At 74.4% G+C, this 23,155-nt stretch carries 13 protein-coding genes; 10 read left to right on the top strand and 3 right to left on the bottom strand.

Features of this window, described 5'->3' with window-relative positions:
* The first annotated feature begins 55 nt into the window (after positions 1-55).
* The 10 genes from AB0O36_RS01440 to AB0O36_RS01395 all read left to right on the top strand — a co-directional run bounded on the left by AB0O36_RS01440 (position 56) and on the right by AB0O36_RS01395 (position 16,031).
* The gene (locus AB0O36_RS01440; protein WP_365102358.1) at positions 56-7,555 is read left to right on the top strand and encodes an amino acid adenylation domain-containing protein; all 7,500 of its coding nucleotides are present in this window, start codon (positions 56-58) and stop codon (positions 7,553-7,555) included.
* Positions 7,552-8,889, top strand: a complete 1,338-nt coding sequence (locus AB0O36_RS01435; protein ID WP_365102356.1) for a cytochrome P450 — start codon at positions 7,552-7,554, stop codon at positions 8,887-8,889. Before AB0O36_RS01440 ends, AB0O36_RS01435 begins: the two co-directional genes overlap by 4 nt.
* Positions 8,890-8,933: 44 nt before the next feature.
* Complete coding sequence (locus AB0O36_RS01430; protein ID WP_365102354.1) at positions 8,934-10,250, top strand: MFS transporter; 1,317 nt, start codon at positions 8,934-8,936, stop codon at positions 10,248-10,250.
* Positions 10,251-10,370: 120 nt separating this feature from the next.
* A complete protein-coding gene (locus AB0O36_RS01425; protein ID WP_365102351.1) occupies positions 10,371-10,802 on the top strand; it encodes a WXG100 family type VII secretion target in 432 nt (143 codons plus the stop codon).
* A gap of 77 nt (positions 10,803-10,879) precedes the next feature.
* The gene (locus AB0O36_RS01420) at positions 10,880-11,152 is read left to right on the top strand and encodes a WXG100 family type VII secretion target (protein WP_365102555.1); all 273 of its coding nucleotides are present in this window, start codon (positions 10,880-10,882) and stop codon (positions 11,150-11,152) included.
* Positions 11,152-13,014, top strand: a complete 1,863-nt coding sequence (locus AB0O36_RS01415) for an RNase A-like domain-containing protein (protein WP_365102349.1) — start codon at positions 11,152-11,154, stop codon at positions 13,012-13,014. The genes AB0O36_RS01420 and AB0O36_RS01415 overlap by 1 nt, the downstream gene beginning before the upstream one ends.
* 16 nt (positions 13,015-13,030) lie before the next feature.
* Positions 13,031-13,783 carry a hypothetical protein gene (locus AB0O36_RS01410; RefSeq protein ID WP_365102346.1) on the top strand — a complete coding sequence of 251 codons (753 nt, stop codon included), beginning with the start codon at positions 13,031-13,033 and terminating at the stop codon, positions 13,781-13,783.
* On the top strand, positions 13,777-14,076 hold the full coding sequence (locus AB0O36_RS01405; protein WP_365102344.1) for an RNase A-like domain-containing protein: 300 nt from the start codon (positions 13,777-13,779) through the stop codon (positions 14,074-14,076). The genes AB0O36_RS01410 and AB0O36_RS01405 overlap by 7 nt, the downstream gene beginning before the upstream one ends.
* A 16-nt stretch (positions 14,077-14,092) precedes the next feature.
* The gene (locus tag AB0O36_RS01400; RefSeq protein WP_365102341.1) at positions 14,093-14,749 is read left to right on the top strand and encodes a contact-dependent growth inhibition system immunity protein; all 657 of its coding nucleotides are present in this window, start codon (positions 14,093-14,095) and stop codon (positions 14,747-14,749) included.
* A 109-nt stretch (positions 14,750-14,858) separates the two neighbouring features.
* A complete protein-coding gene (locus AB0O36_RS01395; RefSeq protein WP_365102338.1) occupies positions 14,859-16,031 on the top strand; it encodes a UDP-N-acetylglucosamine--N-acetylmuramyl-(pentapeptide) pyrophosphoryl-undecaprenol N-acetylglucosamine transferase in 1,173 nt (390 codons plus the stop codon).
* A 70-nt stretch (positions 16,032-16,101) separates the two neighbouring features.
* Here the strand turns inward: AB0O36_RS01395 and AB0O36_RS01390 are convergent, their stop codons facing one another.
* From AB0O36_RS01390 to AB0O36_RS01380, 3 genes are all read right to left on the bottom strand, one after another.
* Positions 16,102-19,005: an AAA family ATPase gene (locus AB0O36_RS01390; RefSeq protein ID WP_365102335.1), complete on the bottom strand. Its 2,904-nt coding sequence runs from the start codon at positions 19,003-19,005 to the stop codon at positions 16,102-16,104.
* 73 nt (positions 19,006-19,078) lie between these two features.
* On the bottom strand, positions 19,079-19,300 hold the full coding sequence (locus AB0O36_RS01385; protein ID WP_365102329.1) for a hypothetical protein: 222 nt from the start codon (positions 19,298-19,300) through the stop codon (positions 19,079-19,081).
* Positions 19,301-19,428: 128 nt separating this feature from the next.
* Entirely contained in the window at positions 19,429-22,857 is a 3,429-nt protein-coding gene (locus AB0O36_RS01380; RefSeq protein ID WP_365102326.1) for a type 2 lanthipeptide synthetase LanM family protein, read from the bottom strand.
* Between the last annotated feature and the right edge of the window lie 298 nt (positions 22,858-23,155).

Below are 23,155 nucleotides of genomic sequence, written 5' to 3'. Positions count from 1 at the left end.
GGGGCATCGGCCGACAAACGACTTGATCGACTCTTCCGATGGGACGTGAACTGCCATGACCACTTCGCACGTCGAGCGCCCGACCACCACCACGACCCCCGCCGCCGAGGCAACGCAGGCCAAGCCCGCGCAGACCGCGCCGGCGCCGCAGCGCGGGCTGTCGCCCGCCGCCAGAGCCCTCCTGGAGCGCCGCCTCCGCGGCAAGGCCGCCGCCCCCGCGGGGATCCCGCGTCTCGACCCCCTCCCGGAGCACGTCCCGCTGTCCGCCGCCCAGCAGCGGCTGTACTTCCTCGACCGCATCGCCCCCGGCACCGCCGAGTACCTGATGCCCTCCGCCTGGCGGTTCACCGGCCCGCTCGACGTGCCCGCGCTGCGCGCCGCCGTCACCGATCTGGTCGAGCGCCACGAGCAGCTCCGCGTGGTCTTCCCCGAGCAGGACGGCGTCCCCTCGCAGAAGGTGCTGCCCGCCGACGCCGTCCCCGGCCTGGACCTCGTGGACCTCCCCGCCGCCGACCGGGCCCGCGGCGAGGCCGGCGTCGCCGCCGCCGTGCACGGGATCGCCGTACGCCCCTTCGACCTCGCCGCCGAGCCCGCCTTCCGCGCCACCCTGCTGCGGGTCGCCGAGGACGACCACGTGCTGGTGCTGGCCATGCACCACATCGTGTCGGACGGCTGGTCCCTGGACATCCTCCTGCGCGACCTGCGCACCTTCCACTCCGCCCGTGCCGCAGGACACATCCCGCCCGCCGCCCCGCCCGCCGTCCGGTACACCGACTACGCCGTCTGGCAGCGCGCCCAGGACGAGTCCGCCGACCTGGACCACTGGCGCACCGCCCTGGCCGGCCTCACTCCCCTGGAGCTCCCCGCCGACCACCCCCGGCCGGCCGTCCGCTCGTACGAGGGCGCGGTGCACCGCGTCGAGCTGCCCGGCGCGCTGACCGCGGCCCTGGCCGAGCTCGGCGGCCGCACCGACACCACCCCGTACATGACCGTGATGTCCGCCTTCCAGGCCGCGCTCGCCTTCCACAGCGGCCAGGACGACATCGCGATCGGCACGGTGGTCGCCAACCGCGAACGGCCGGAGACCGAGCAGCTCGTCGGGTTCTTCGTGAACACCCTGGTCATCCGTACCGACCTGGCCGGCGACCCCACCCCGGCGGAACTCCTCGCCCGCACCCGGGACAGCGTGCTCGGCGCCCTGTCGCACCAGACGCTGCCCTTCGAGCGGGTCGTCGACGAGCTCAGCCCGGAGCGGGACCTGTCCCGCAACCCGCTGTTCCAGGTGCTGTTCCAGCACACCGCCACCGGGCAGCCCGCCGGCGGGTACGCGCTCGGCGCCGCCGCCGGCACCCCCCTCCGCGTGGACCTGACCACCGCCAAGTTCGACCTGACCCTGGACCTCTGCGAGGGCGGCGGCGGCGAGCTCGCGCTCCAGTTCGTCTACCGGACCGACCTGTTCACCGAGGAGTCGGTGGCCCGGCTGGCCGCGCACACCGTCAACGTGCTGCGGGCCTTCGTCCGCGTCCCGGCCGTCCCGCTCAGCGAGATGGCGCTGCTGACGGACACCGAGATCACCGAGCTGCTCGGCCCCGACGGCCCCGCCAACCGCCCCGCCGGGGAGGAACTGCCCGAGCCCGCGCCGGCGCCGGCGCCCCGCCCGGCCCTGGACCGGGTGGAGGAGTGGATCCGCCGGACCCCGGACGCGGTGGCCGTGTCGGGCGGCGGGCGCAGCCTGACGTACGGCGAACTCGACGCGGCCTCCCGGGCCCTGGCCGGCCGGCTGCGCGCGGCCGGGATCGGCCCGGAGTCGCTGGTCGGGGTGTGCCTGGGCCGGTCGGTGGACCTGGCGGTGGCCCTGCTGGGCGTGTGGCGCGCGGGGGCGGCGTACCTGCCGCTGGACCCGTCCCACCCGCGGGCCCGGCGGGAGTTCACCGTGGCGGACGCCGGGGTGGAGTGGGTGGTCGCCGATGCCGTGGGGCGGGCAGCCGTGGACGGCCTCCCGGTGGGGGTGATCGGCCTCGATGCCCCGGACGACGCCCTGGACGATGCCCCGGGCGCAGCCCTTGACGCCTCCCCCGGTGCCGAAGCCGCCCCCCTCGCCTCCGTGCGGCCCGGCCCCGACACCCTCGCCTACGTCATCTACACCTCCGGCTCCACCGGCCGCCCCAAGGGCGTGGAGATCACCCACGCCAACACCGCCTGGCTGTTCGACGCCGCCGACCGGCACTTCGGCTTCGGGCCCGGGGACGTGTGGACCCTGGTCCACTCCCCCGCCTTCGACTTCTCCGTCTGGGAGCTGTGGGGTCCGCTGACCTCCGGCGGCCGGGTGGTCGTGCTGACCGAGGACGAGGTCCGGGACCCCGCGGCCGTGCACGGCGTCCTGCGCGAGGAGCGGGTCACCGTCCTCAACCAGACCCCGGCCGCGTTCAAGGGCCTCCGCGCCCATCTCGCCGCACAGGGAGCGGATTTCGGCGAGCTGGCGCTCCGTACGGTGGTCTTCGGCGGGGACGCGTTCGACACCCGTGACTACCGCGACTGGTTCGCCGTTCCGGCCGGCCGCCGGCCCGCGCTGGTCAACATGTACGGCATCACCGAGACCACCGTGCACGTCACGTACCGGCTGATCACCGAGGAGGACCCCGGTTCGGCCGTGTACTCCCCGATCGGCCGCCCGCTGGCCGGGCAGCACGGCTACGTGCTGGACCGGGCGGGGCGGCTGGTGCCCAAGGGCACGGTCGGCGAGCTGTACGTGGCCGGCGGCGGTGTGGCCCGCGGCTACCGCAACCGGCCCGAGCTGACCGCCGAGCGGTTCCCGCTCGACCCGTTCGGGCCGCTGGGGTCCCGCATGTACCGCACCGGTGACCTCGTACGGGTGCTGCCGGACGGGCAGCTCGCGTACTGCGGGCGCGCCGACCACCAGGTGAAGATCCGCGGCTTCCGGATCGAGCCCGGCGAGATCGAGACCGCGCTGCGCGGCCTGCCCGGGGTCCGGGACGCGGCGGTGGTGGCCCGCCCGGACGGGCACGGCGGGGCCCGGCTGGTCGCCCACGTGGTGCTGACCGAGGGCCGGCCGCTGGACGCGGCGGACCTGCGGGACCGGCTGCGGCTGAACCTGCCGGAGTACATGGTCCCGGCGCTGTTCGTCCGGCACCCGGGGCTGCCGGTCACCGCCAACGGCAAGGTGGACCGGAAGGCCCTGGTCGCCGTGGCGGACGCGGGAGCCGCCGTGCCCGAGGGGTACACCGCCCCGGCCGGCCCTGCCGAGGAGGCGCTCGCCGCGATCTGGGCGGAGGTGCTCGGCGCGGAGAAGGTCAGCAGCACCGCGAACTTCTTCGACCTGGGCGGCGACTCCATCCTCTGCCTGCGGGTCATCGGCAAGGCCCGCGCGGCCGGACTCGCCCTCACCGTGCCCGACCTGTTCCGCGCCCGCACCCTGGCCGACCTGGCCCGGGCGGCGACGGCGACGGCGGACGGGGACGAAGGGCCCGCGCCGGTGGCGCCGTTCTCCCAGCTGGACCCGTCCGACCGGGCCCGGCTCCCGCAGGGCCTGGAGGACGCGTACCCGCTGACCATGCTCCAGGCGGGCATGCTGCACGAGATGCTCGCCGACGAGGAGCGCGGCGCCTACCACAACGTCACCGATCTGAAGATCAGCGTCCCGGAGGGCTTCGACCCCGCCGCCTTCCAGGCGGCCGTGGACACCGTGGTGGCCGGGCACGGCATCCTGCGGACCTCCGTCGACCTCGTCTCGTTCTCCGAGCCGCTGCAGCTGGTGCACCGCACCGCGCACGTCCCCGTTGGCCACACCGATCTGCGCGGGCTGCCGCAGGAGGAACAGCGGGCCCGGCTGCGGGAGTTCGTACAGGAGGAGTTCGGCCGGCGGTTCGACCTGGCCGCCGCCCCGCTGATCCGCATCCACCTGCACCGGATCACCGACACCGAGCTGCGGCTCACCCTCACCGACTGCCACATCGTGCTCGACGGGTGGAGCCTGACCTCGCTCATCGCGGACCTGCTCGACCTGCACCGGCAGGCCGTCGCGCACGGCCGCGTCCCGGAGCTGCCGGCCGCTCCCGCCTTCGCCGAGTACGTCGCCCTGGAACGGGCCGCGCTGGAGGACGGGGAGGCGCTCGCGCACTGGCGGTCGGCGCTGGCCGGACTGCGCCCGGTCCGCTTCCCCCGGCACGGCGAACCCGGCGGTGCCGCGGAGCAGCCGGTGTACGAGATCAAGCGGTCCTACGCCCGCCTCGCCGAGCCGATCGGCCGGCTGGCCCGGCAGGCGGGGGTGCCGCGGCGGACCGTGCTGCTGACCGCCTTCCACCACACCATGAGCCTCTTCGCGGAGCGCGACGACGAGGGCGGGGTGCTGGGGCACTCCATCGGCCTGGCCACCAACGGCCGGCCGGAGGTCGCGGGCGGCGACCGGATGCGCGGACTGTTCCTGAACACGGTGCCGTTCGGGGTGCGGCGGCCCACGGGCAGCTGGCTGGAGTACGTGCGGGACATGTTCGGCGCGGAGCAGGAGATGCTGCCGCACCGCCGGGTGCCGCTGGTCCGGCTGCAGCAGCTGCGGCCCGGCGAGCCGGGGCTGGTGGAGGCCATCTTCAACTTCGTCAACTTCCACCGTCTGTCCGGGGACAGCTGGGACGAGTCGCTGGAGATCGCCCGGACCATGTTCCCGCTGCTGGTGAACGCGAGCGTGGACGGCTTCCAGCTCGACGCCGACCCGGAGTACCTGGCACCGGCCACCGCCGACCAGCTGGCCGACCTGCTGTGCGGGGTGCTGGAGGCGATGACCGCCGATCCGGGGGCGGCGGTGGTTCCGCCCGCGCTGACCGGCCCGGCCCGGGACCGGGAGCTGCGGGAGTGGGGGCGCGGCCCGGAGCTGGAGAACACCCCGCTGGCGTTCCACGAGCTGGTCGCCGCCCATGCCGTACGGACCCCGGACGCGGTGGCCGTGGCGCACGCCGGCGGTGAGATCACGTACGCCGGGCTGGACGACGCGGCCGGGCGGCTGGCGCGCCGGCTGCGCGGGCTGGGGGTCGGCCCGGAGGTGGTCGTCGGCATCTGCGTGGACCGCGGGCCGGACTGGGTGCGGTCGGTGCTCGGCGTGCTGAAGGCGGGCGGTGCCTTCCTGCCGCTGGACCCGCAGCACCCGGCGGAGCGGCTGGAGTTCACGGCCCGGGACAGCGGGATGCGGGTGCTGCTGACGCAGTCGCCGCTGGCCGGCCGGGTGCCGTTCGACGGGGAGGTGGTGCTGCTCGACGACCCGGCGGTGTGGGCGGCGGAGGCGGACGCGGACGGCGCGGGGGGCACGGAGCCCGCGTCCGGCACGGAGCCCGCGTCCGGCACTGACCCGGACGGCACGGCGTACCTGATCTACACCTCGGGTTCCACGGGCACGCCCAAGGGCACCGCGATCGCGCACCGCGGCCTGACCAACATGCTGGAGGGGCAGCGCGACGTGTTCGCCCCGACGGCCGCCGACCGGGTGCTGCAGTTCGCCTCGCTCAGCTTCGACGCCTCCGTCCTGGAGCTCACCTGGTCGCTGGGGAACGGCGGCCGGCTGTGCACCCCGCCGAAGGACGCGCTGCGGCCCGGCCCCGATCTGGCGGAGACCCTGCTGGCGTACGGGATCACCGGGACGATGCTGCCGCCGAGCGCGCTGGCCGTCCTCGGTGAGGACCGCTTCCCGGACCTGGCGGTGCTCCAGGTCGCGGGCGAGGCGTGCCCTGCCGAACTGGCCCGGACCTGGTCGCGCGGCCGCCGCTTCATCAACATCTACGGGCTGACGGAGGCCACCGTCTGGTCGGTGTCCGCCGATCTGACCCCGGCGACCCGCCGGGTGCCGGTGGGCCGGCCCATCCGCAACACCACGATGTACGTCCTCGACGACGCGATGCGGCCGCTGCCGGTCGGGGTGCCGGGAGAGATCCACCTCGGCGGCGTCTGCGTCGGCCCCGGCTACCTCAACCGGCCCGAGCTGACCGCCGCCACCTTCCTGCCCGACCCCTACGGCGCCCCCGGCGACCGGCTGTGCCGTACCGGTGACATCGGCGCGCGGCGGCCCGACGGCACCGTGGAGTGGCTGGGCCGCCGGGACAGCCAGATCAAGCTGCGCGGCTACCGGATCGAGCTCGGCGAGATCGAGCACCGGCTCCGCGAACTGCCCGCCGTACGGCAGGCGGTGGTGCTGCTCCGACGCGACCTGCCCGGCGGCGAGGCCGCCCTGGTGGCGTACGTGGTCCTGCGGGACGGCGCCGCGGCCGGCGCGGAGGAGCTCCGGCGGGCGCTGCGGGCCGAGATGCCCGAGTACATGGTCCCGGCCCGGTACGTGTTCCTGGACGGGCTGCCGGTCAACAGCAGCGGCAAGACCGACAAGCGGGCGCTGCCGCTGCCGCCGGCCTCGGCGGACCGGGAGGACGGCGGGGTGCCGTACGTGGCGCCCCGGACGGCGGCCGAGAAGGAGCTCGCCGAGGTGTGGCGGAACGTGCTGGGCATCGACGAGGTCGGCGTGCACGACGACTTCTTCCGGCTGGGCGGGAGCTCGCTGTCCACGGTGCGGGTGGCCGCGCAGGCGAGCTCGCGGGGCCTGCCGGTGTCGGTGCGGGACCTGATCGAGCTGCCGACGGTCGCCGGGCTCGCGGAGCGGGCTGAGGCGGCGGCCGCCGCTGCGGCGGCGGACGGAGCGGCCCGGGCGGCGGACGGCCGGGTGGGCCGCCCGGCCGCGGAGGTGCGCTCGGAGGTACGGCTGAGGGAGGGTGACGGCGCTCCGCTGTGGTGCGTGCACCCGACGGGCGGCAGCGCCGCCTGGTACGTGCCGCTGGCCCGGATGCTCGAACCGGGGCGCCCGGTCCGCGCCTTCCAGGCCCGGGGCCTGCTCGGCGGGGTGGACCCGACCACGGTCGCGGGGATCGCCGCCAACTACGTGGCGGAGATCCTCGGGCACGGCGGGACCACGGAGCACGACCTGCTCGGCTGGTCCATGGGCGCCAACCTGGCCCTGGAGATGGCCGCCCAGCTGCACGGGGCCGGACACACCGTCGAGCCGCTGGTGCTGATCGAGCCGTACCTGCCGAACCCGGCCGCCCGGGACCGGCTGGCCGCCGTGGGCCGGGACATGGAGACCGGCCTGCGGATGCGCGACCGGGTGCGCGCCCTGCCCGCGTCGGCGGAGCGGGAGGCGGCCGTGGCCGAACTCACCGCCCTGCTGCTGGGCGCGGGCATGAGCCCGAGCGAGGCCGCCCTCGTGGAGAACGCACCGATCGAGGTGTGGCACTCGCTGCTGGTCGCCCTGGCCGGCTACGAGGTGCGGCCCTACCCCGGGCACGTCCACCTGGTCGTGGGCTCGGTCGCCGCCGGACTGCCGGACGGCGAGCCGATGCCCGGCCTGGACGTGGACTACCGGACCTATGTCGAACGCTGGCGCGAACTGGCCCTGGGCGGGCTGACGCTCCACGTGACCGAAGGAGACCACATGTCGATGATGTCGGAGCGTCTGATGCCGCAGACGGCCGCACTGCTGGACACGATCAAGGCGGGGGTGCGGCGATGACGCTGCTGAACACCGAGACGACCACCATGACCTGCCCGGTGACGGGCGCGAGCGCGACCGTGCCGGCGGCACCGGCCCCCTCAACCCCGGCCGGGGAGACGGAGGCCGCGCCCACCGCCAGGGGCCCGTTCACCGAGCGGTACCTGCTCGACCCGGCCGTGAACGCCGACCCGTACGGCTACCTCAACTCCCTCCGCGACCACGACCCCGTGTACTGGAGCGCCATGCACCGGGCCTGGCTGGTCACCGGGCACGCGCAGCTGATGCACTGCCTGCGCGACCCGGCGGTCTCCGCCGAGCGGGTGCGGCCCCTGATGGACGCCGTGCCGGAAGGGGCCCGGGAGGACGCCGAACGCGCCTTCTCGATCCTCTCCCGCTGGATGGTCTTCAACGACCCTCCCCAGCACCGCCGGCTGCGCCAGGTGTTCCAGGAACAGTTCGCCGCCCGCGCGATCGGCCGCTACAAGACCTTCGTGGAGCGCGCCACCCGCGCCATGCTGGCCCGGCGGGCCGTGCCGGGCCGGACCGGCGACCTGCTCGCGGACATCGCCCGGCCACTGCCCGCCCTGGTCTTCGCCCGCTGGCTGGGCGTCCCGCAGGCCCACGGCCCGTCCTTCTGGTACTGGAACGCCCGGGTCGGGGACCTGGTGCTGGGCGCGGCCCAGGAGGAACGCGAGTACCGCACCTCCCTGCAGTCCCTGGTGAACCTGGAGGACTACCTCGCCGACCTGGTCCGGCAGCGGCGTGCCGAGCCCAAGGACGACCTGATCAGCGAGGTGCTGGCGGGCGGCCGGATCGGGGACACGGTCAGCGAGGAGGAGTTCGTCGGCATGCTGACGCAGATGGCGTTCGCCGGCGGGGAGACCACCAGCAACCTCATCGTGAACGCCGTGCTGGCCCTGCTGCGGCACCCGGACCAGCTGGCCGCCGTACGGGAGGACCCGCGGCTGGTGCCGATGGTGGTGGAGGAGGCGATGCGCTTCGACGGGCCGTCGAAGATGTCGATCCGCACCGCCGCCCGGGACTTCGCCCTCGACGGGAGGTCCGTCCGCTCCGGCGACCGGATGTTCCTGGTGACGGCCGCCGCGAACCGGGACCCGGACCGGTTCCCCGACCCGGACGCGTTCGCCGTCCGCCGCGGCAGCGCCTCCCACCTGGGCTTCGGCTTCGGCGCGCACTTCTGCATCGGCGCGGCCCTGGCCCGGCTGGTGGCCGGCACGGTGATCGACGTACTGGTCCGCGAATACCCGGACCTCCGGCTCGTCGACCAGCCGCTGACCTGGCAGCTCTCCCTCCTGAACCGCGCCCTGACGGCCCTCCCGGTCCGCTACTGACACCGCGCCCGTCGCCGCACCCGACCGCAAAGGAAGAAAAGACCATGGCTAGCAGCACGCTCACGAGCGCGGGCGCCCGGCTCTGGACACCCGCCCGGCAGGGGTCGTTCCGCCTGCTGTGGCTGGGCCAGTCCCTGTCCCTGCTCGGCGACGGCTTCAGCTACATCGCGTTCTCGTGGATCACCCTGGGTCTGACCGGGTCCACCCTGACCCTGGGGTACGTCCTGGCCTTCCAGGCCGTACCCCGGGCCCTGCTGACCCTGGTCGGCGGCTCACTGAGCGACAAGTGGTCCAGCCGGACCCTGATGCAGTTCTCCAGCTGGGCCCGGGCCGCGCTGATGGCCGCGGTGGGCGTGGCCGGGATGACGGGCACCCTGACGGTGTGGCTGCTGTGCTGTGCGGCGGCGGCCTTCGGCGCGGTCGACGCGTTCTTCCAGCCGGCCCGCGCCTCGATCCTGCCCTCGGTGGTCGACAAGGAGCAACTGGCCCCGGCGAACGCCCTGCTGGGGGTCGGCACCAAGGTCTCGGCGGTGCTCGGCCCGGCCGTCGGAGGCATGGTGGTGGCCTTCTCCGACGCCCATGTCGCCTTCCTGGTGGACGCCGTCTGCTTCGCCCTGTGCGGCCTGTGCGTGTCCCGTATCCGCACCCTGCCGCGGACGCCGAAGCCGGCGACGGCGGAGCCGGGGGCGGACTCGGGGGCGGACTCGGGGGCGGTGGCCGTGGCGGCCGCTCCGGCAGCCGCCCCGGCGGCCAAGGGCCCCTCCCTCGGCGCCCGCATCAAGGAGGGCATCAGCTACGCCCTCAAGGACCCGCGCATCCGCACCATCCTGGCCATCGACATGGCGGTGACCTTCTGCCAGGCGGGTCCGTTCACGGTCGGTTTCGCCACCCTGGCCAAGGTCGACCTGCAGGGCGGCTCGACCACCCTGGGCCTGCTCAACGGCGCCCTGGCGGGCGGTGCCATGCTGGGCACCCTGGCCGGCGGCGCCGCGGGCGGCCGTCCCCGCGTCGGCCTCCTGATCAGCGCCCTGGCCGGCTGGCTGGCGCTCGGCACGGCCCTGCTGGGCACGGTCGGCAACACCCCCGCCGCCCTGGCCACCGTCTTCGCCATGGGCTTCGGCATGGGCTTCCAGGGCGTCTTCGGCCTCAGCTGGATCCAGCGCAACATCGACGGCTCGGTGCTGAGCCGGGTGATCTCGGTGGACATGGTCCTCGGCTACGCGGTCGCCCCGCTCTCCCTGGTCGTCTGCGGGGCCATGGCCCAGCAGGGCACGGCCCCGATGTTCATGCTGACGGCAGTCATCCTGGGAGTGACGGCGGCAGGTGTCCTCGCCTCCCGGCACGTCCGCGAGATGCGCTGATTCGCGCCACCGCTCCTGTCATCTGACTGTTAATCAACTATCTGTAGATCAGGGCCGGTTATAGGTTTCGACGCGACTCGAAGTCAGGTGGCGTGGCGGACGGCGGGACGGAGCCCGGTCATGGCTGTGCACAACCCGGATCTGGCAATGCCCGAGGACGACGGGCTGGTCAGGCTCGCCGACGACCTCGACGCCATGCAGCGCCACCTGGACGACCAGGTGCGGCGGATGGACGGGATCGTAGACCGGATCCAGGCGCGCTGGCGCGGGACGACGGGCGACGCCTTCCGCGCCCTGCACCTCAAGGCCGCGGAGGACGCCGTACGGATCCGGGAGCACCTGCGGCTGCTGGAGGAGGCGGTCCGGCTCGGCCGGGACGGGTTCGACAGCCAGGACCTGGAGGTCCTGGAACAGATGCGCCGGGTGCAGGCCGAGATCGACGTGGCACGGGAGGCCGCCGCCCTCCAGGCACCGCCGGCCGGCGCGGCCCCCGGCGCGGACGGCCCCGCCGCACCCGCCGCCGGCCCGCGCAGCCGCGTCGAAGACCTCTAGGGGACCCCCGGGAGACGGGGGGCGAGGGGGAGGGGGAGAGCACGGTGCCGAATGACGACGACCACATAGCCGTGGACATGGATGCCTTACAGGGCATGGCCGGCGAACTGGAGGAGATCCTCCGCAAGCTCAACGAGCAGCTGACCCTGCTCTACGCACGCACGGAGAAGGTGGTGCTCGGCTGGCAGGGCGAGGCGCGCGACGCGTTCGTCCTCACCCTGGACCGGTGGAGCGCCGAGATGGCCGACCTCAAGGCGCGCCAGGCGTGGCTCCACGAGTCGGTGACCACCGCCCACGCCAACTACACCGCCGCCCACCGGGCAGTGCTGCGCGGCTGGGGGGCGGCCTGATGAGCGCCACTCCCCCGCCCGGCAGCGGTGCCACCCCGCCCCCGCCCGGCAGCGGGACACCCACCCAGCCCCCGGGCGGCGGCGGCACCCAGCCCGCCGTGCCGTCACAGCCCTCGCCCGCCCCGGGCAAGCTGTTCGACCCCGACGGCAAGGACATCTCTCAGGGCCAGCCGAAACCGAAGCCGGACCCGAACAAAGAGGTCCAGGCGATGAAGCCGTCGATGGACCCCGGCGGCTGGCCCATGGGCTTCGACGTGAATCCCCCGCACGTCTGGTACACCTCATACCTGATCCGCAACCACCAGACGGCCTTCCACCAGGCCCCGCGACACCTGCTGGACGGCCTGGCCGACCATTCGGGCGTGTGCGGCATCGGCTCGGGACCGATGGCGTTCGCCAGGTCCTACGAGGCCGTGACCACCCTCTACCTGGAGGTCTGGGCGAAGGCGGTGGCCGCCGTGGGCGGCGTGTCCACCGGGCTGACGATCACCGCGAACAACTACGTCATGGCGGAGTACGCCTCCAACCCGGTCCTCGGGTTCCCGACCACCCTCAAACCGATCCCCGAGGTCATCCAGAGCCCTCCCTGGTACGGCAAGGTCCCGGACCTCGCCTGGCGGGGCGGCGGCGACCGCGGATGGTCCAACGGCATCATCAACAAGGTGCTGGGGGAGATCGGGGAACTCTTCCACTGGGTGTTCCAGCAGGCCCTCAGAAAGGCCCTCCGGCACGGCAAGGTCGCCGACATCACGCCCGGCGGCGACGACAAGGAACTCCCGCAGGTGGCGGCCGCCTGGCGGAAGGTCGCCGACGACGCCTTCAAGTCCGGCCAGGACCTGGACGCGGCCATCGGCTATCTGACCAACCCCGACCCCGCCGCGGCGAACGGGGAATGGCAGGCGGCCATGCTGCAGTTCACCAGCAGCCTGTGGGGAACCCGGCCCTGGGGGAAAGGTCCGGGGAACCAATACGCCCACAACTACAACTGGAAGCACCCCACCGCGAACTCCGGCGCTCGCCAGCCCGTGCTCCAGATCCTCATCGACAAGGCACGGGAGATCGCCGACATCCTCGACCTCTTCAAGAAGGAGGTCGAAGGCGTACGCCGGCTGATCGAGAACGAATACGCCGAGGCGGCCAGGGAATGCATGGAGCTGGACAGCGTCAAGAACGCGGCGGAGGACATCTTCCGGATCCTGGTCAGCGGCGTCGTCGGTCTCGCCGAGCAGTTCATCGAGAACCTCGACACCCAGGACCTCAACGCGGGAGTGGACCGGTACAACGACAACACCCGCCAGCTCGCCGGCAGACTGGACGCGCTCAAGCCCGTCCTGCAACAGGCCTCCGACAGCGTCCCGACCTTCAAGGCCGAGGAGGCCCGCGCCCAGGCCGTCGGCGCCCGCAGCATCACGGGATTCGACCCGAAGCACAAGTGGACGGTGCCGTGGGACCGGCCGACGAACCACATGTACCCGATCGACCTGGCCAATCAGGAGGACAGGAACGTCGGCGGGGTCACCCACCCGATCGACCGCCACGTGGGGCTGACCGAGGTGCAGCTGCAGCACCGCATGCGGGACCAGAACCCTTCGGCCGCCTCGACCTTCCCGGACCTCGTCACCGCACAGCGGCTCGTCCAGGCGGCGATCGACCAGAAGCAGAACGACATCACGGCCAAACTGCTCAACGACGACACCGGTCAGTTCACGCTCAAGGCGTCCTTCGCCGAAGTCACCGGCAAGTCGGTCACGTCGGTCACCGGCCATGCCCAGGACGTGAAGAGCGTGACCTTCACCTTCAAGGGAGTCCCCAACGGGCACCCTCCGTTCGTCCTCATCACCGCATACCCTGATACCCCCTAGTCCTCAGGAACCGCTCGTGCTCCAGCGTCACTTCCGCTACGCCGCGGCCCGCACCCTGCTCACCTCGTTCCTCGCCCCCGCCTCCCCGGGGATCCCGGCCGATCCGGACGCCCGGAACGCCGCACTCCAGGCGCCCCTGCGGGTGCTGTGGGACAGGGCCGAGCGGGGCGGGCTGACGGTGTACGAGGTGGCTGCCGAGGTCCGGGACATCGGCGAGTCGCTCGCGGCGGGCCCGGCCGGCGCCGAGCGCCTGCCCGACGACCTGCGGGAGCTGGCCGAGAAGTCCGGCCCGGGCGGCGAACCGGCCGTCTTCCTCGACATCGCCGAGCGCGTCGAGGACTGGCCGATCGGCCTGACCGCCCGGCTCCCCGGCATGGTCCCCACCGCGTGGGAGCTGAGCCGCCGCTTCCCGCAACTCCACGAGATGCTGGTGGTGTGGTTCGGACAGGACGGCCTGGCCCTGGAGGACGAGGACCTGACGGACACCGAGCGCATCGAGCTGTACGTCGCCGACTGCCACGACCGCATCAGCGTCTGCCCGTGGCAACTGCCACGGATCGTCGCCGAGTGCGCCGAGGCCCTCGCCCTCTTCACCGACGACGACTCCCTCCGCCGTTTCTTCGCCGGCGAGCTCGGCCTCGGATCCGCCTCCCAGGACTCCTGGACCGTCTGGCTGACCCTGATCTCCGACACCCTCACCGACCACCTGCGCCGCGAGCACGGGCCCATGCCCTGGACCGGCGGCCGAGAGGAGCAGTCCGCGTGCTGACCCGTTCCGCGACCTATCCCGACCGGGAGACCGCCCAGTGGGCCACCCAGGCGGTGGTCACGCAGAACGAACAGCTGGTGCACCGCTGGCTCGCCCAGGCCACCCGGCAGCGGCTGACCATCGAGGCGTCCTGGCCGTCCCGGCCCGAGCCCGTCGGCACCGTGCTCCTCCAGGCGATGATGCTGGCCGGGCTGGGCCCGGTGGAGGTCCGGGCCGCGCGGGTGGTGCTGAAGCGGGCGCCGGAGAGCCCGCTCGGCTTCGCCGTGCACGCCACCTTCCCCATCCACGTGTAGAACAGGACACACCCCGATGCCTCTGACGCCGCTGCAGCACGACCACCGGTACGGCGAGATGGACCAGGTGCTCCGGGCGTACGCCGGGCTGCCCGCCGACGACACCGAGGAGAAGCCGAGCGAGGCCCTCACCGCCTACCTGCGGCACACCTGGCACACCCGGCCCTGGGCGATCGGCATCGCCGAGACCCAGCTGCGCGAATACGCCCGCACTCCCCCGGGGCCGCTCCGGCTGCGCCTCGGCGAGGTCTACCCGCTGCCCGACCCGGGCCTCGACGATTCCGCCGTCCAGGGCTGGCTGCTGACCGTCGCCGACCACCTGCGCCGGAGCCTGACGGACGGCGGCATCCAGCCGCCCGGGGCGCCGCTCACCCGCTGGGAGTGGCAGGCCCGGTTCCCCGAGCTCGGGCAGCTGCTCGGCGGCTGGTTCTCGCAGGACTCCGGCACGGAGTTCACGGACCACGACGAGGCGCTGCGGGACTACCTGGACACCACGGACCGTTCGCTGGTCGCCCGCCTGTGCGGGGAGGCGCGCGAGCTGCTGGCCCTCGGCCTCGACGAATCGGACTGCGCCCTCGGCCTGGCCGCACTCGGCCTGGAGGTCGACCCGCCGGCCCCGTACACCCACCGCGCGTGGCTGGAGGCGATCGCGGAGGACGCGCTCCGGGGCTGACCGGCGCCGACCGGGTGTGGCCGGGCTGTCAGGGGTGTCAGGGGTGACCCGGGAGGGCCGGGGGCGACCGGGGGACCGGTCCGGGCGGGGCTGACAGTAGGGTGGCCGTGTGGACATTCATTCGCTCTCGCGTCCCTTCCGGCTGCTCGTGACGGGAGGAGGCACCGGCGGGCACACGTATCCCGCGCTGACGGCGATCCGTACGCTGCAGCAGCGGCTCGCGTCCGCGGGCGCGTCCCTCGACGTGCTGTGGATCGGCACCGCCGACGGGCTGGAGGCGCGCATCGCCCCCGCCGAGGGCATCCCCTTCAAGACGGTGGCCACCGGCAAGATCCGCCGGTCGGCGAACCCGCTGAAGATGCTGTCCGCCGCGAACATGAAGGACATGGCCCGCGTCCCGCTCGGTGTGGCGCAGGCCCGGACGATCGTGTCCGAGTTCCACCCGGACGTCGTCCTCGCCACCGGCGGCTACGTCGCCGTCCCGGCCGGTCTGGCCGCCCGCCTGTGCCGCCGTCCGCTCGTCCTGCACGAGCAGACGGTCCGGCTGGGCCTGGCCAACCGCAAGCTGGCCGGCTCCGCGACCCGGATCGCGGTCTCCTCGGACTCCTCGCTCCCGCTGCTCCCCGCCGAGGTCCGCGACCGCGCGGTCGTCACCGGCAACCCGGTCCGCCCCGAGGTCCTCTCCGGCCACCCCGACAAGGCGGTCCAGGCACTGAACCTCGCCTGGTTCGACCGCAGCCTGCCCACCGTCTACGTGACGGGCGGCGCGCAGGGCGCCCAGCAGATCAACGGTGTCGTCCGGGACGTCCTGCCCTGGCTGCTGAGCCACGCCAACGTGATCCACCAGTGCGGCCCGGCCAACGTGGACGAGCTCCGCGCCGCCGCCTCCGGCCTCGACCCGGTCCTGGCGGGCCGCTACCACCTGACCGGCTTCGTCGGGCCCGAGCTGCCCGACGTACTGGCCCTGGCCGACATCGTGATCTCCCGCAGCGGCGCCGGCACCCTCGCGGAGTTGACCGCCCTGGGCAAGCCGGCCGTGTTCGTCCCCCTGGCCACCTCGGCCGGCAACGAGCAGGCCCACAACGCCCGGCACCTGGCCGACGCCGGCGCCGCCCTGGCCCTGCTCGGCGAGGTCACCCCGCAGGCCCTCCAGCAGGCCGTCGGCCCGCTGCTGACCGACCCGGCCCGCCGTGCGGCCATGGCCGACCGCGCGCGGGCGTACGGCCGGCCCGACGCCGCCGAACGCCTCGTGGACGTCCTCCTGTCCGCCGCCTCGGCCTGACCCCGCGGCGGAGCGGCGGCCGTCCCGGCGACGGCCGGCCGCCGCTCAGCCCTCCGGGGCCGGGACGGTCTCAGCCCAGGACCGAGGCCGCGAATTCGCAGAGGGCGGCGCGCGACGGATGGCCCGTCTTCGTGCCCAGGGCGGCGACGTGCTTCTCCACCGTGCGCGGGGAGATGTAGAGGCGGTCCGCTATCTCCTTGTTGCCGAGGCGTTCCGGGAGCAGCTGGAACACCTCGTACTCGCGGACCGTGACGCCCAGCGCGCGGAGCTCGTCCGGGATGGCGCTCGAACCGCTGCGCCGCTGGTGGACGGGGGCTCCCAGCCGCCGCAGGGCCGCCCGGCAGGCGTTGGCCACCTGGGACACGCCGCTCTGGTGGAAGTGGTGTTCGGCGCGGCGGAGCCAGGTCACCGGGTCGCCCCAGCCGTCCGCGTGCGCCGGTTCCGCGATCAGGCGGAGGCCCAGGTACAGGGCGGTCGGGTACGACTCCGCCAGCCGCAGCGCCTCCGCGGCCATCGCCGCGGCCTCCTCCCGGCGGCCCTCCCGGCCCAGCAGCACCGCGCCCGCGAACAGCACGAACTGCCGGTTCCAGCGCATCCGGCCCGGCGCGGTCGCGGCCACCTCCTCGTACGGGCCGCGCCCGACCTCCCCCGACAGGACGTCGAGCAGCAGCCCCACCCCGTAACGGCCGCTCAGGTAGTACGTGCTGGGGTTGGCGTCCTCCAGTTCCCGGACGGCGCGGAGCTGGGCCACCGCCCCCGGCCGGTCCTCCTCCATGAGTGCGCAGAACGCCCGGGCGAGCCCGAGCGTCAGTGGTTCCTCCTGCGAGCCGGCGCCGTCCCAGTCCGCGAACGCGGACAGCGCCCGGTCCATCGCCGGGCGGTCGCCGTGGTGCGCGGCGAGGGTCGCCCCCGCCATCAGGACGTAGCGGGTGGCCGGGGCCAGCCGGAGGCGCTGCACCACGGTGAGGCATTCCGCGGCGCTGCGTTCGGCCTCCGCGAACCGGCCGCGCAGGACGCTGTCCAGGATCAGGATGCCGTCGATGGTGTAGACGATGGTGGCGGAGCCGAGCCTGAGCGCCTCGCCGCGGGCGGCGAGCAGCGGGCCGGTGTCGCCCTCGGTGAGCCAGTTGTTGCCGCCGATCCGGGTGAGCGCGTACATCCGCTGGACCGGCAGCCGGTGCTTCTCGGCGGTGGAGAGCGCCGATTCGAGCAGGGCGGTGGCCTCGTCGAAGTCGCGTTCGCGGGCGAGGGTGGCGAGGAGTTCCCAGGCCTGGCAGACGACGGTCGGCAGGCCGTGCCGTTCGGCGGCCTGCAGGGCGTTGCGGGCGAGTTTCTCGGCGAGCTGGGTCCGGTCCTGGCCGGGTGTGTCCAGGGCCAGGTAGGCGGCGGTGACGTCGATCGGGGCGCTGCTGCGCTCGTCGGGTTCGGCCCGCATCAGGGCTCTGGCCCGGTCGATCTGGCGGTTGCCGTCCTCCCACCGGCCGGCGGTGTGCGCCACCTTGGCGAGCCGGGTGTGCAGGGCGGCGAGCCGTACGGCGTTCAGGCTGCCGAGCGCGTGCAGGTTCTCCGCGAAGCCGAACGCCTCGTTGAAACGGCCGGCTTCGGCCAGCGCGGGCAGCAGCGCTTCGAGCACCTCGGCCCGCCGGGCCGGGTCGGTGCTGCCCGCGAGCATCCGCTCGGCCCGGCCGAGCAGGGTGATCGCGGAGCCGATCGCTCCGGCGGCGAGCGCCCGCAGCCCGGCTTCGGCGAACAGCCGTCCCGCTTCGTCCAGGTCGCCGCTCTGCGAGCGGAGTTCGGCGGTGAGCGGGCACCAGTCCCCGGCAAGGTCGGGGTACAGGGCCTGTACGGCGTCCGCGGCGTGCCCGGCCATGGCGGCCCGCCGGGCCGGGGTGAGCTGGGTGAGCAGGGCCTCCGCGGTGAGCGAGTGGCGGAACGCGTACCAGTCGGGCGCGGGTTCGTCGGGGACGACGAGCTGGGCGGCGACCCCCGCGTGCAGGTGGCTGAGCAGGGCGCGGTCGTCCACGCCGGTCATCCGCTGGAGCACGGTCAGCGGGAAGCGCCGTCCGATCACGGCGGCCGCGGAGAGCAGCGTCAGCCCTTGCGGGCCGAGCCGGTCGATGCGCCGGAGGATGCCCCGGGCCAGTGCGGTCGACACGTCGCTGCGCAGGTCGCCGACGACCCGCCAGCCGTCCTCGCCCTGCACCAGCGCCCCGCCGCTGATCATGCTCTGCAGGAGTTCCTCGACGAGGAACGGGCTGCCGGCGCTGTCGTCCCAGAGCCGTTCCAGCGCTGCCGCCGGCACCCCGTCGGGTTCGGTCCCGAGCTGTGCGGCGATCACGGCGCCCACCTCGGGGCGGGTGAGCGGGGCCAGTTCGAGGACGGCGCCGGTGCCGCGCCGCCGGGCCGAGTCGGCCATGTCGAGCGCGTCGCACGGTTCGGAGCGGATGGTGGCCAGCAGGACGACGGGTGTGTACTCCAGGTTGTCCACCAGGTATTCGACGACCGCGAGGGTCTCGGGGTCGGCGTCGTGCAGGTCCTCCAGGAGCAGGAGTTGCCCCTCGGGCGGGGCCGTGGCGATCAGTAGCCGCAGCACCGCCTCCCCCAGGATGATCATCGAGCTGCTGTCCTGGGCCTCGCTGCTCCAGTCCGGTATGAGCCGGCCGAGGGCCGGCCGGTAGGGTCCGAGCGGCAGGTCGTCCATCGGCCGCCCGCTGCGGAACAGCGACATCAGTGCCTCGGTCAGCGGCCGGAAGGGCACGGTCGGCCCGGTGGTGCTGCTCCGGCCGCGCAGGACGCTCATGCCGGAGTCGAAGGCGATTCCCACGGCCTCGGCGGCGAGCCGGGACTTGCCGATGCCCGCTTCCCCGACGAGGAAGACGACTCCGCCACGCCCCTCGCGCGCATCGGACAGAACCTGTCTGATCTCGGCGACTTGGGGGTCGCGACCCACGAGGTACCGCGCACGGGAACGCATGGCGCGATGCTAGTTCATACGAACTGTTCGATGTCCCGCCGAAGTTGGCCTTTTCCCCGAGGTCGGAATTGCGTCACGCGCTCGCCTTGATGAAGGAGACCGAGGTGTCGAGCTGACCGAGGCTGATGACGATTCCGCTGGCCAGGACCATTCCGGAGAGGGCGCGGGCGCGGGCGCACATCTTGTTCCGGCCGGAGAGCGTGATCCGGCCGGCGCCCATGCCGTCCTCGGCGGAGGGGGTGGAGGCGGTGGCGGAGGTGGCGGCGGACTCGGCGGAGACGGTGTGCTTCTGCATGGTGTGGGACCTTCCGTGGAGTGGAGCCGGGCGGAACGGGACGGATGGCGCGAGCGGTTCGGGTGGTGCCGGCGCTCGGGTGGTGCGGGCGGTTCGGATGGCGCGGGCGGTTCAGCGGGCCGTGTGGTTCAGCGGGGCGTGTGGTCGAGGAGCTGTACCGAGGGGACCGACTCCGGGAAGCCGAGCCGGAGCAGCCCGTATCCGATGCCGGACAGTCCGGTCAGCAGTCCCGGGGACGGCACCCGGTCGGGGGTGCCGCACCGGTGGCCGTGCTCCAGGAGCCGGCCGAGGACGTGCGCGGTGCGCCGGGTGAGGGCGCTGCGCGCTCCGGCACGGCCCCGTGCCGCGAGCACCGAGAGGGGCTCCAGGGCGCCGAGGACGCCGCTGTGCAGGCCGAGGTCGGAGGCGTACGGCGCCTCGCCCAGCAGCTGCGTACACCGCTCGAATTCGGCTCCGGCGGAGGGCAGGGCGTCCGCCGCGGCCAGTACGGTGCCGGAGAGGCCGGCGTACCAGCCGGGGTCGCTTTCGCCCGGGCGGATCAGGGCGGTGTCCAGCGCGGACCGCAGCAGGGCCGCGCCCTGTTCGGCGTACGGCCGGGCGTCCGTCCCGGGGAGGGTCCGGGCGTACCGGAGCAGCGCCCAGCCGATGCCGGCGTCACCGTGGGCGAAGCCGGGGGCCGGGGTGTGCCCGCCGAGCCGGGCGAGCAGCCGGTCGGCGATGCGGGCCGCGAGGGCCGAGGCGGCTTCCCCGGCCCGGCCGGGGGTGCCGCACACCGCGACGGCGGCGGCGAGCGCGCCGGCCAGGCCGTCGGCCAGGTCGCAGGGGACCGCGGCGTCGGCACCGTCGTCGTCGGCACCGTATGCACCGTCACCGTCGCCGGCTTCGCCGAGCGCCGCCCGGCCGAGCGCGGTCAGCGCGTCCGGCAGGCACCGGCCGATGGGGTCCCCGCCGGCGGATTCCGCGTCCTCTCCGTCCAGCAGGGCGGACAGCCGGGCCACCGCGTAGACGATGCCGCCGATGCCGTGCAGGGCGCCCGGCCCGACGGCCGCGCTCAGCTCCGGGTCGGAGGCGAGGGCGGAGAGCAGGGCGGGCAGCGGGCGGGCCGCCTCCCGGGCCAGCACGGTGTACCGTTCCGCGCCCGCCAGGACTCCGATCTGCGCCAGGAACAGGGCGACGCCGGAGTACCCCTGGGCCAGTCCGCCGCCCATCGGCAGTACGGCCCAGTGCTCGCCGGCCACCTGCTCCAGGCCGAGCCAGTTGGCACGGCCGGAGCCGCGTACGGCACGGGCGGCGATCTCGTCGGCGATCCCGCAGGCGGCGGTCAGCAGCCGGGACGGCTCGGGGACCGCGGCGGGCGCGTACGAGCCGGCGAGTTCCGAACGGGGCCCGGACGAACCGAGGTTGCTCCCGGTGACCGCCAGCGTCGCGGAGATCACCCACTCCTGGTCGTAGCGGTCCACCTCGCTCATCGCGGCGATCTTGTCGCGTGCGGCGCGGAGTCCGGCGACCGGCAGGACCCCGTCGAGGCGCCGGCCGCGGGCGGTGAGCACCGCGGTCCCGGCCGGCAGGTGGAAGAACAGCGGCACGTCCCCGCACCACAGGTCGGCGATCTCGTCCTCGATCAGCCGCTGCCGGGCCGGGTCGTACGCGGACTCCGACCACAGCAGGGCGAACACCGACTCGCGGGCCAGGGCGTCGCCCAGCACGTCCGGGTGCGCGGACTCCTCCAGCAGCGTTACGTACAGGCGGGTGGACCGCGCGATCAGCCGGCCGGCACCGGTCTCCGCCCAGCGGTCGAGCAGACCGCCGCGGGCGGCGCGGGCCGCACCCGTACGGTCGGTGCCGGCGGCCGGGGAGCCCAGGAGCTCGTCCCGGTGCCCGGCGATCGCCTCGTACCCGGCGCGGAAGCCTTCGAGCAGCGCCGCCCGGTGGTCGGCGTGGCCGGTGGCCGGGCCGGTTCCCTCCGGCCGGTTCCTGCCGGCCCCGCAGGTGACGGGCGCCCGGCGGACGCGCATCTCGTCGGTGCCGGCGCCCTCCCAGCAGACCTCGTCGCTGGGGTAGGCGCCGCCGTCCCCGCCGCCGAGGGAGGAGATGTCCAGGGCGCCGTTCTCCCCGATCAGCAGGCTGGGCAGCAGGCAGGTGCGGTGCACGGACGCGGCCAGGGCCTCCGCTGCCGGGTCGGGCCCGGCGGTCATGGCGGGCGGCAGCCCGGAGTGCAGCAGGGTCTCGGCGTCGACCAGGACCGGCTGGTCCCCGCAGGCGATGACGTTCTCGTAGTGCATGTCCACGCCGTCGACCGCGTAGAGCAGGGCGAGCAGCGCGCCCTGGCGCCGGTAGAAGCGGTCGAGTTCGGTGACCGTGCCGCAGCCGCTGTGTTCGATGAACTCCAGCCAGCCGTGGCCGGTCCCGTGCACCGAGCGCGGGGTCCGCAGGCCCAGGCCGGGCACCTTCGCGTTGAGCCAGGCCACCGCCCCGTCGAGCAGGGCGTGCTGGGCGAGCGGGCGGGGCTTGTACACCACGGCGGCGCCGTCGGCGAAGTGCAGGACCGCCACGGAGCGGTTGCCCTGGTGGGCGTCGCCGCGGCCGAGGTCCACCCGGACCAGCGGGCCGGGGTCGGTGCCGTGGAGCAGCTCCTTGACGATCTCGGGGCGGTCGGCGGTGTACCGGTCGACCAGCTCCGCGGTGGCCTCCGCGGCGTAGGCGCAGGCCTGGCCGAGCATCCGGGCGAGCACCGGGTAGCGGGTGAACAGGCCGGCCAGGCCGGTGCCGGTGCGGAGGCCGTCGAGGAAGGACGCGAACCGGTCCTGCGGGGTCCGTCCCGGCAACCGCCCTTCGGCGCGGGCCAGGTTGAGCTCGCGGACCAGGGTGCGGGCCGCCTGCCGGGTCAGCTGCTCGCCGAGGCGCTGCTCGAACCCGGCGCGCACGGCGGCCAGTTCGGCCGGGGTCGCGCCGGAGGCGCCGGGCGCCGCGGCCACCCCGGCCCAGGCGAGGCCGATGAGCGGGTACAGGACGGGGAGGAACAGCGCGGCCCCGTCGGCGTCTTCCGTACGGTCCCCGCCGGCCGCCCCCGCGACGCCCGGCCGAACGGCCTCGGTGGACTGAGCAGAACCGGCGGACGCGGTGGAACCGGCCGACCCGCCCGACCCGGTCGAGTCGGCGGACTGCCCCGGCCGGTGGAGCCCTTCGACCCCATTGACCCCATCGGCCCCTTCGGCCCCATCGGCCCCTTCGGCCCCTTGGGCCGCCGCGACCGCCCGCTCGATGTACGCCGCCCAGTGCGGCTCCGCCGCGCGGGCCCCGAGCCGGGCCGGCGACTCCTCCGCGAGGGCGTGCGCCACCTGCTCGTCGATCCCCAGACTCGCGAGCCTGGCGGCGAACCCTGCCGGGTCCCCGCAGTCCCACGGCGCGGGCCGGCCCCCGGCGGAGGCCGCTCCGGCGCCCGGCGCGGTGGGCGCGTCCGGGGCGTCGAGCCTCTCCCTCAGGGTCAGGCCCCGGGCCCACCACCAGCGGGGGAGGGCGCCGACCCGGGTCTCTCGGTCAGTGGCGGTATCAGTCACGTGAAGAAAGTTCGCAGAGCCCGCCGCCCCCCACATGGGGGGAACTCCCCCATATTCTGCGAGCCCTCCCCCACCCGCCCCCACGTACGTACGCACCCGGGGGCGCGGGCCCCCTCCACGGCCCCGCCGGCCCCGCCCTGGACCGTGTCCGCCCGTGGTGCCGCGCCGGCGCGCGGCCCCCGCCCCGTACCCGCACCGAGCCCGTACGACCACCCCGCACGCGATCTGCGGGGCCCTCTCACGCCTCCTTCACAAATGTGGGGGACGGGGCCCGATGCGACGGCCCGGCGTCCGCGGC

This window comes from Streptomyces sp. NPDC089799 (assembly GCF_040684755.1).
In the GTDB taxonomy this organism is placed as follows: Bacteria; Actinomycetota; Actinomycetes; order Streptomycetales; family Streptomycetaceae; genus Streptomyces.
The sequence above is the reverse complement of the archived record's forward strand: the minus strand, read 5'-3'. Positions and strand labels throughout refer to the sequence as shown.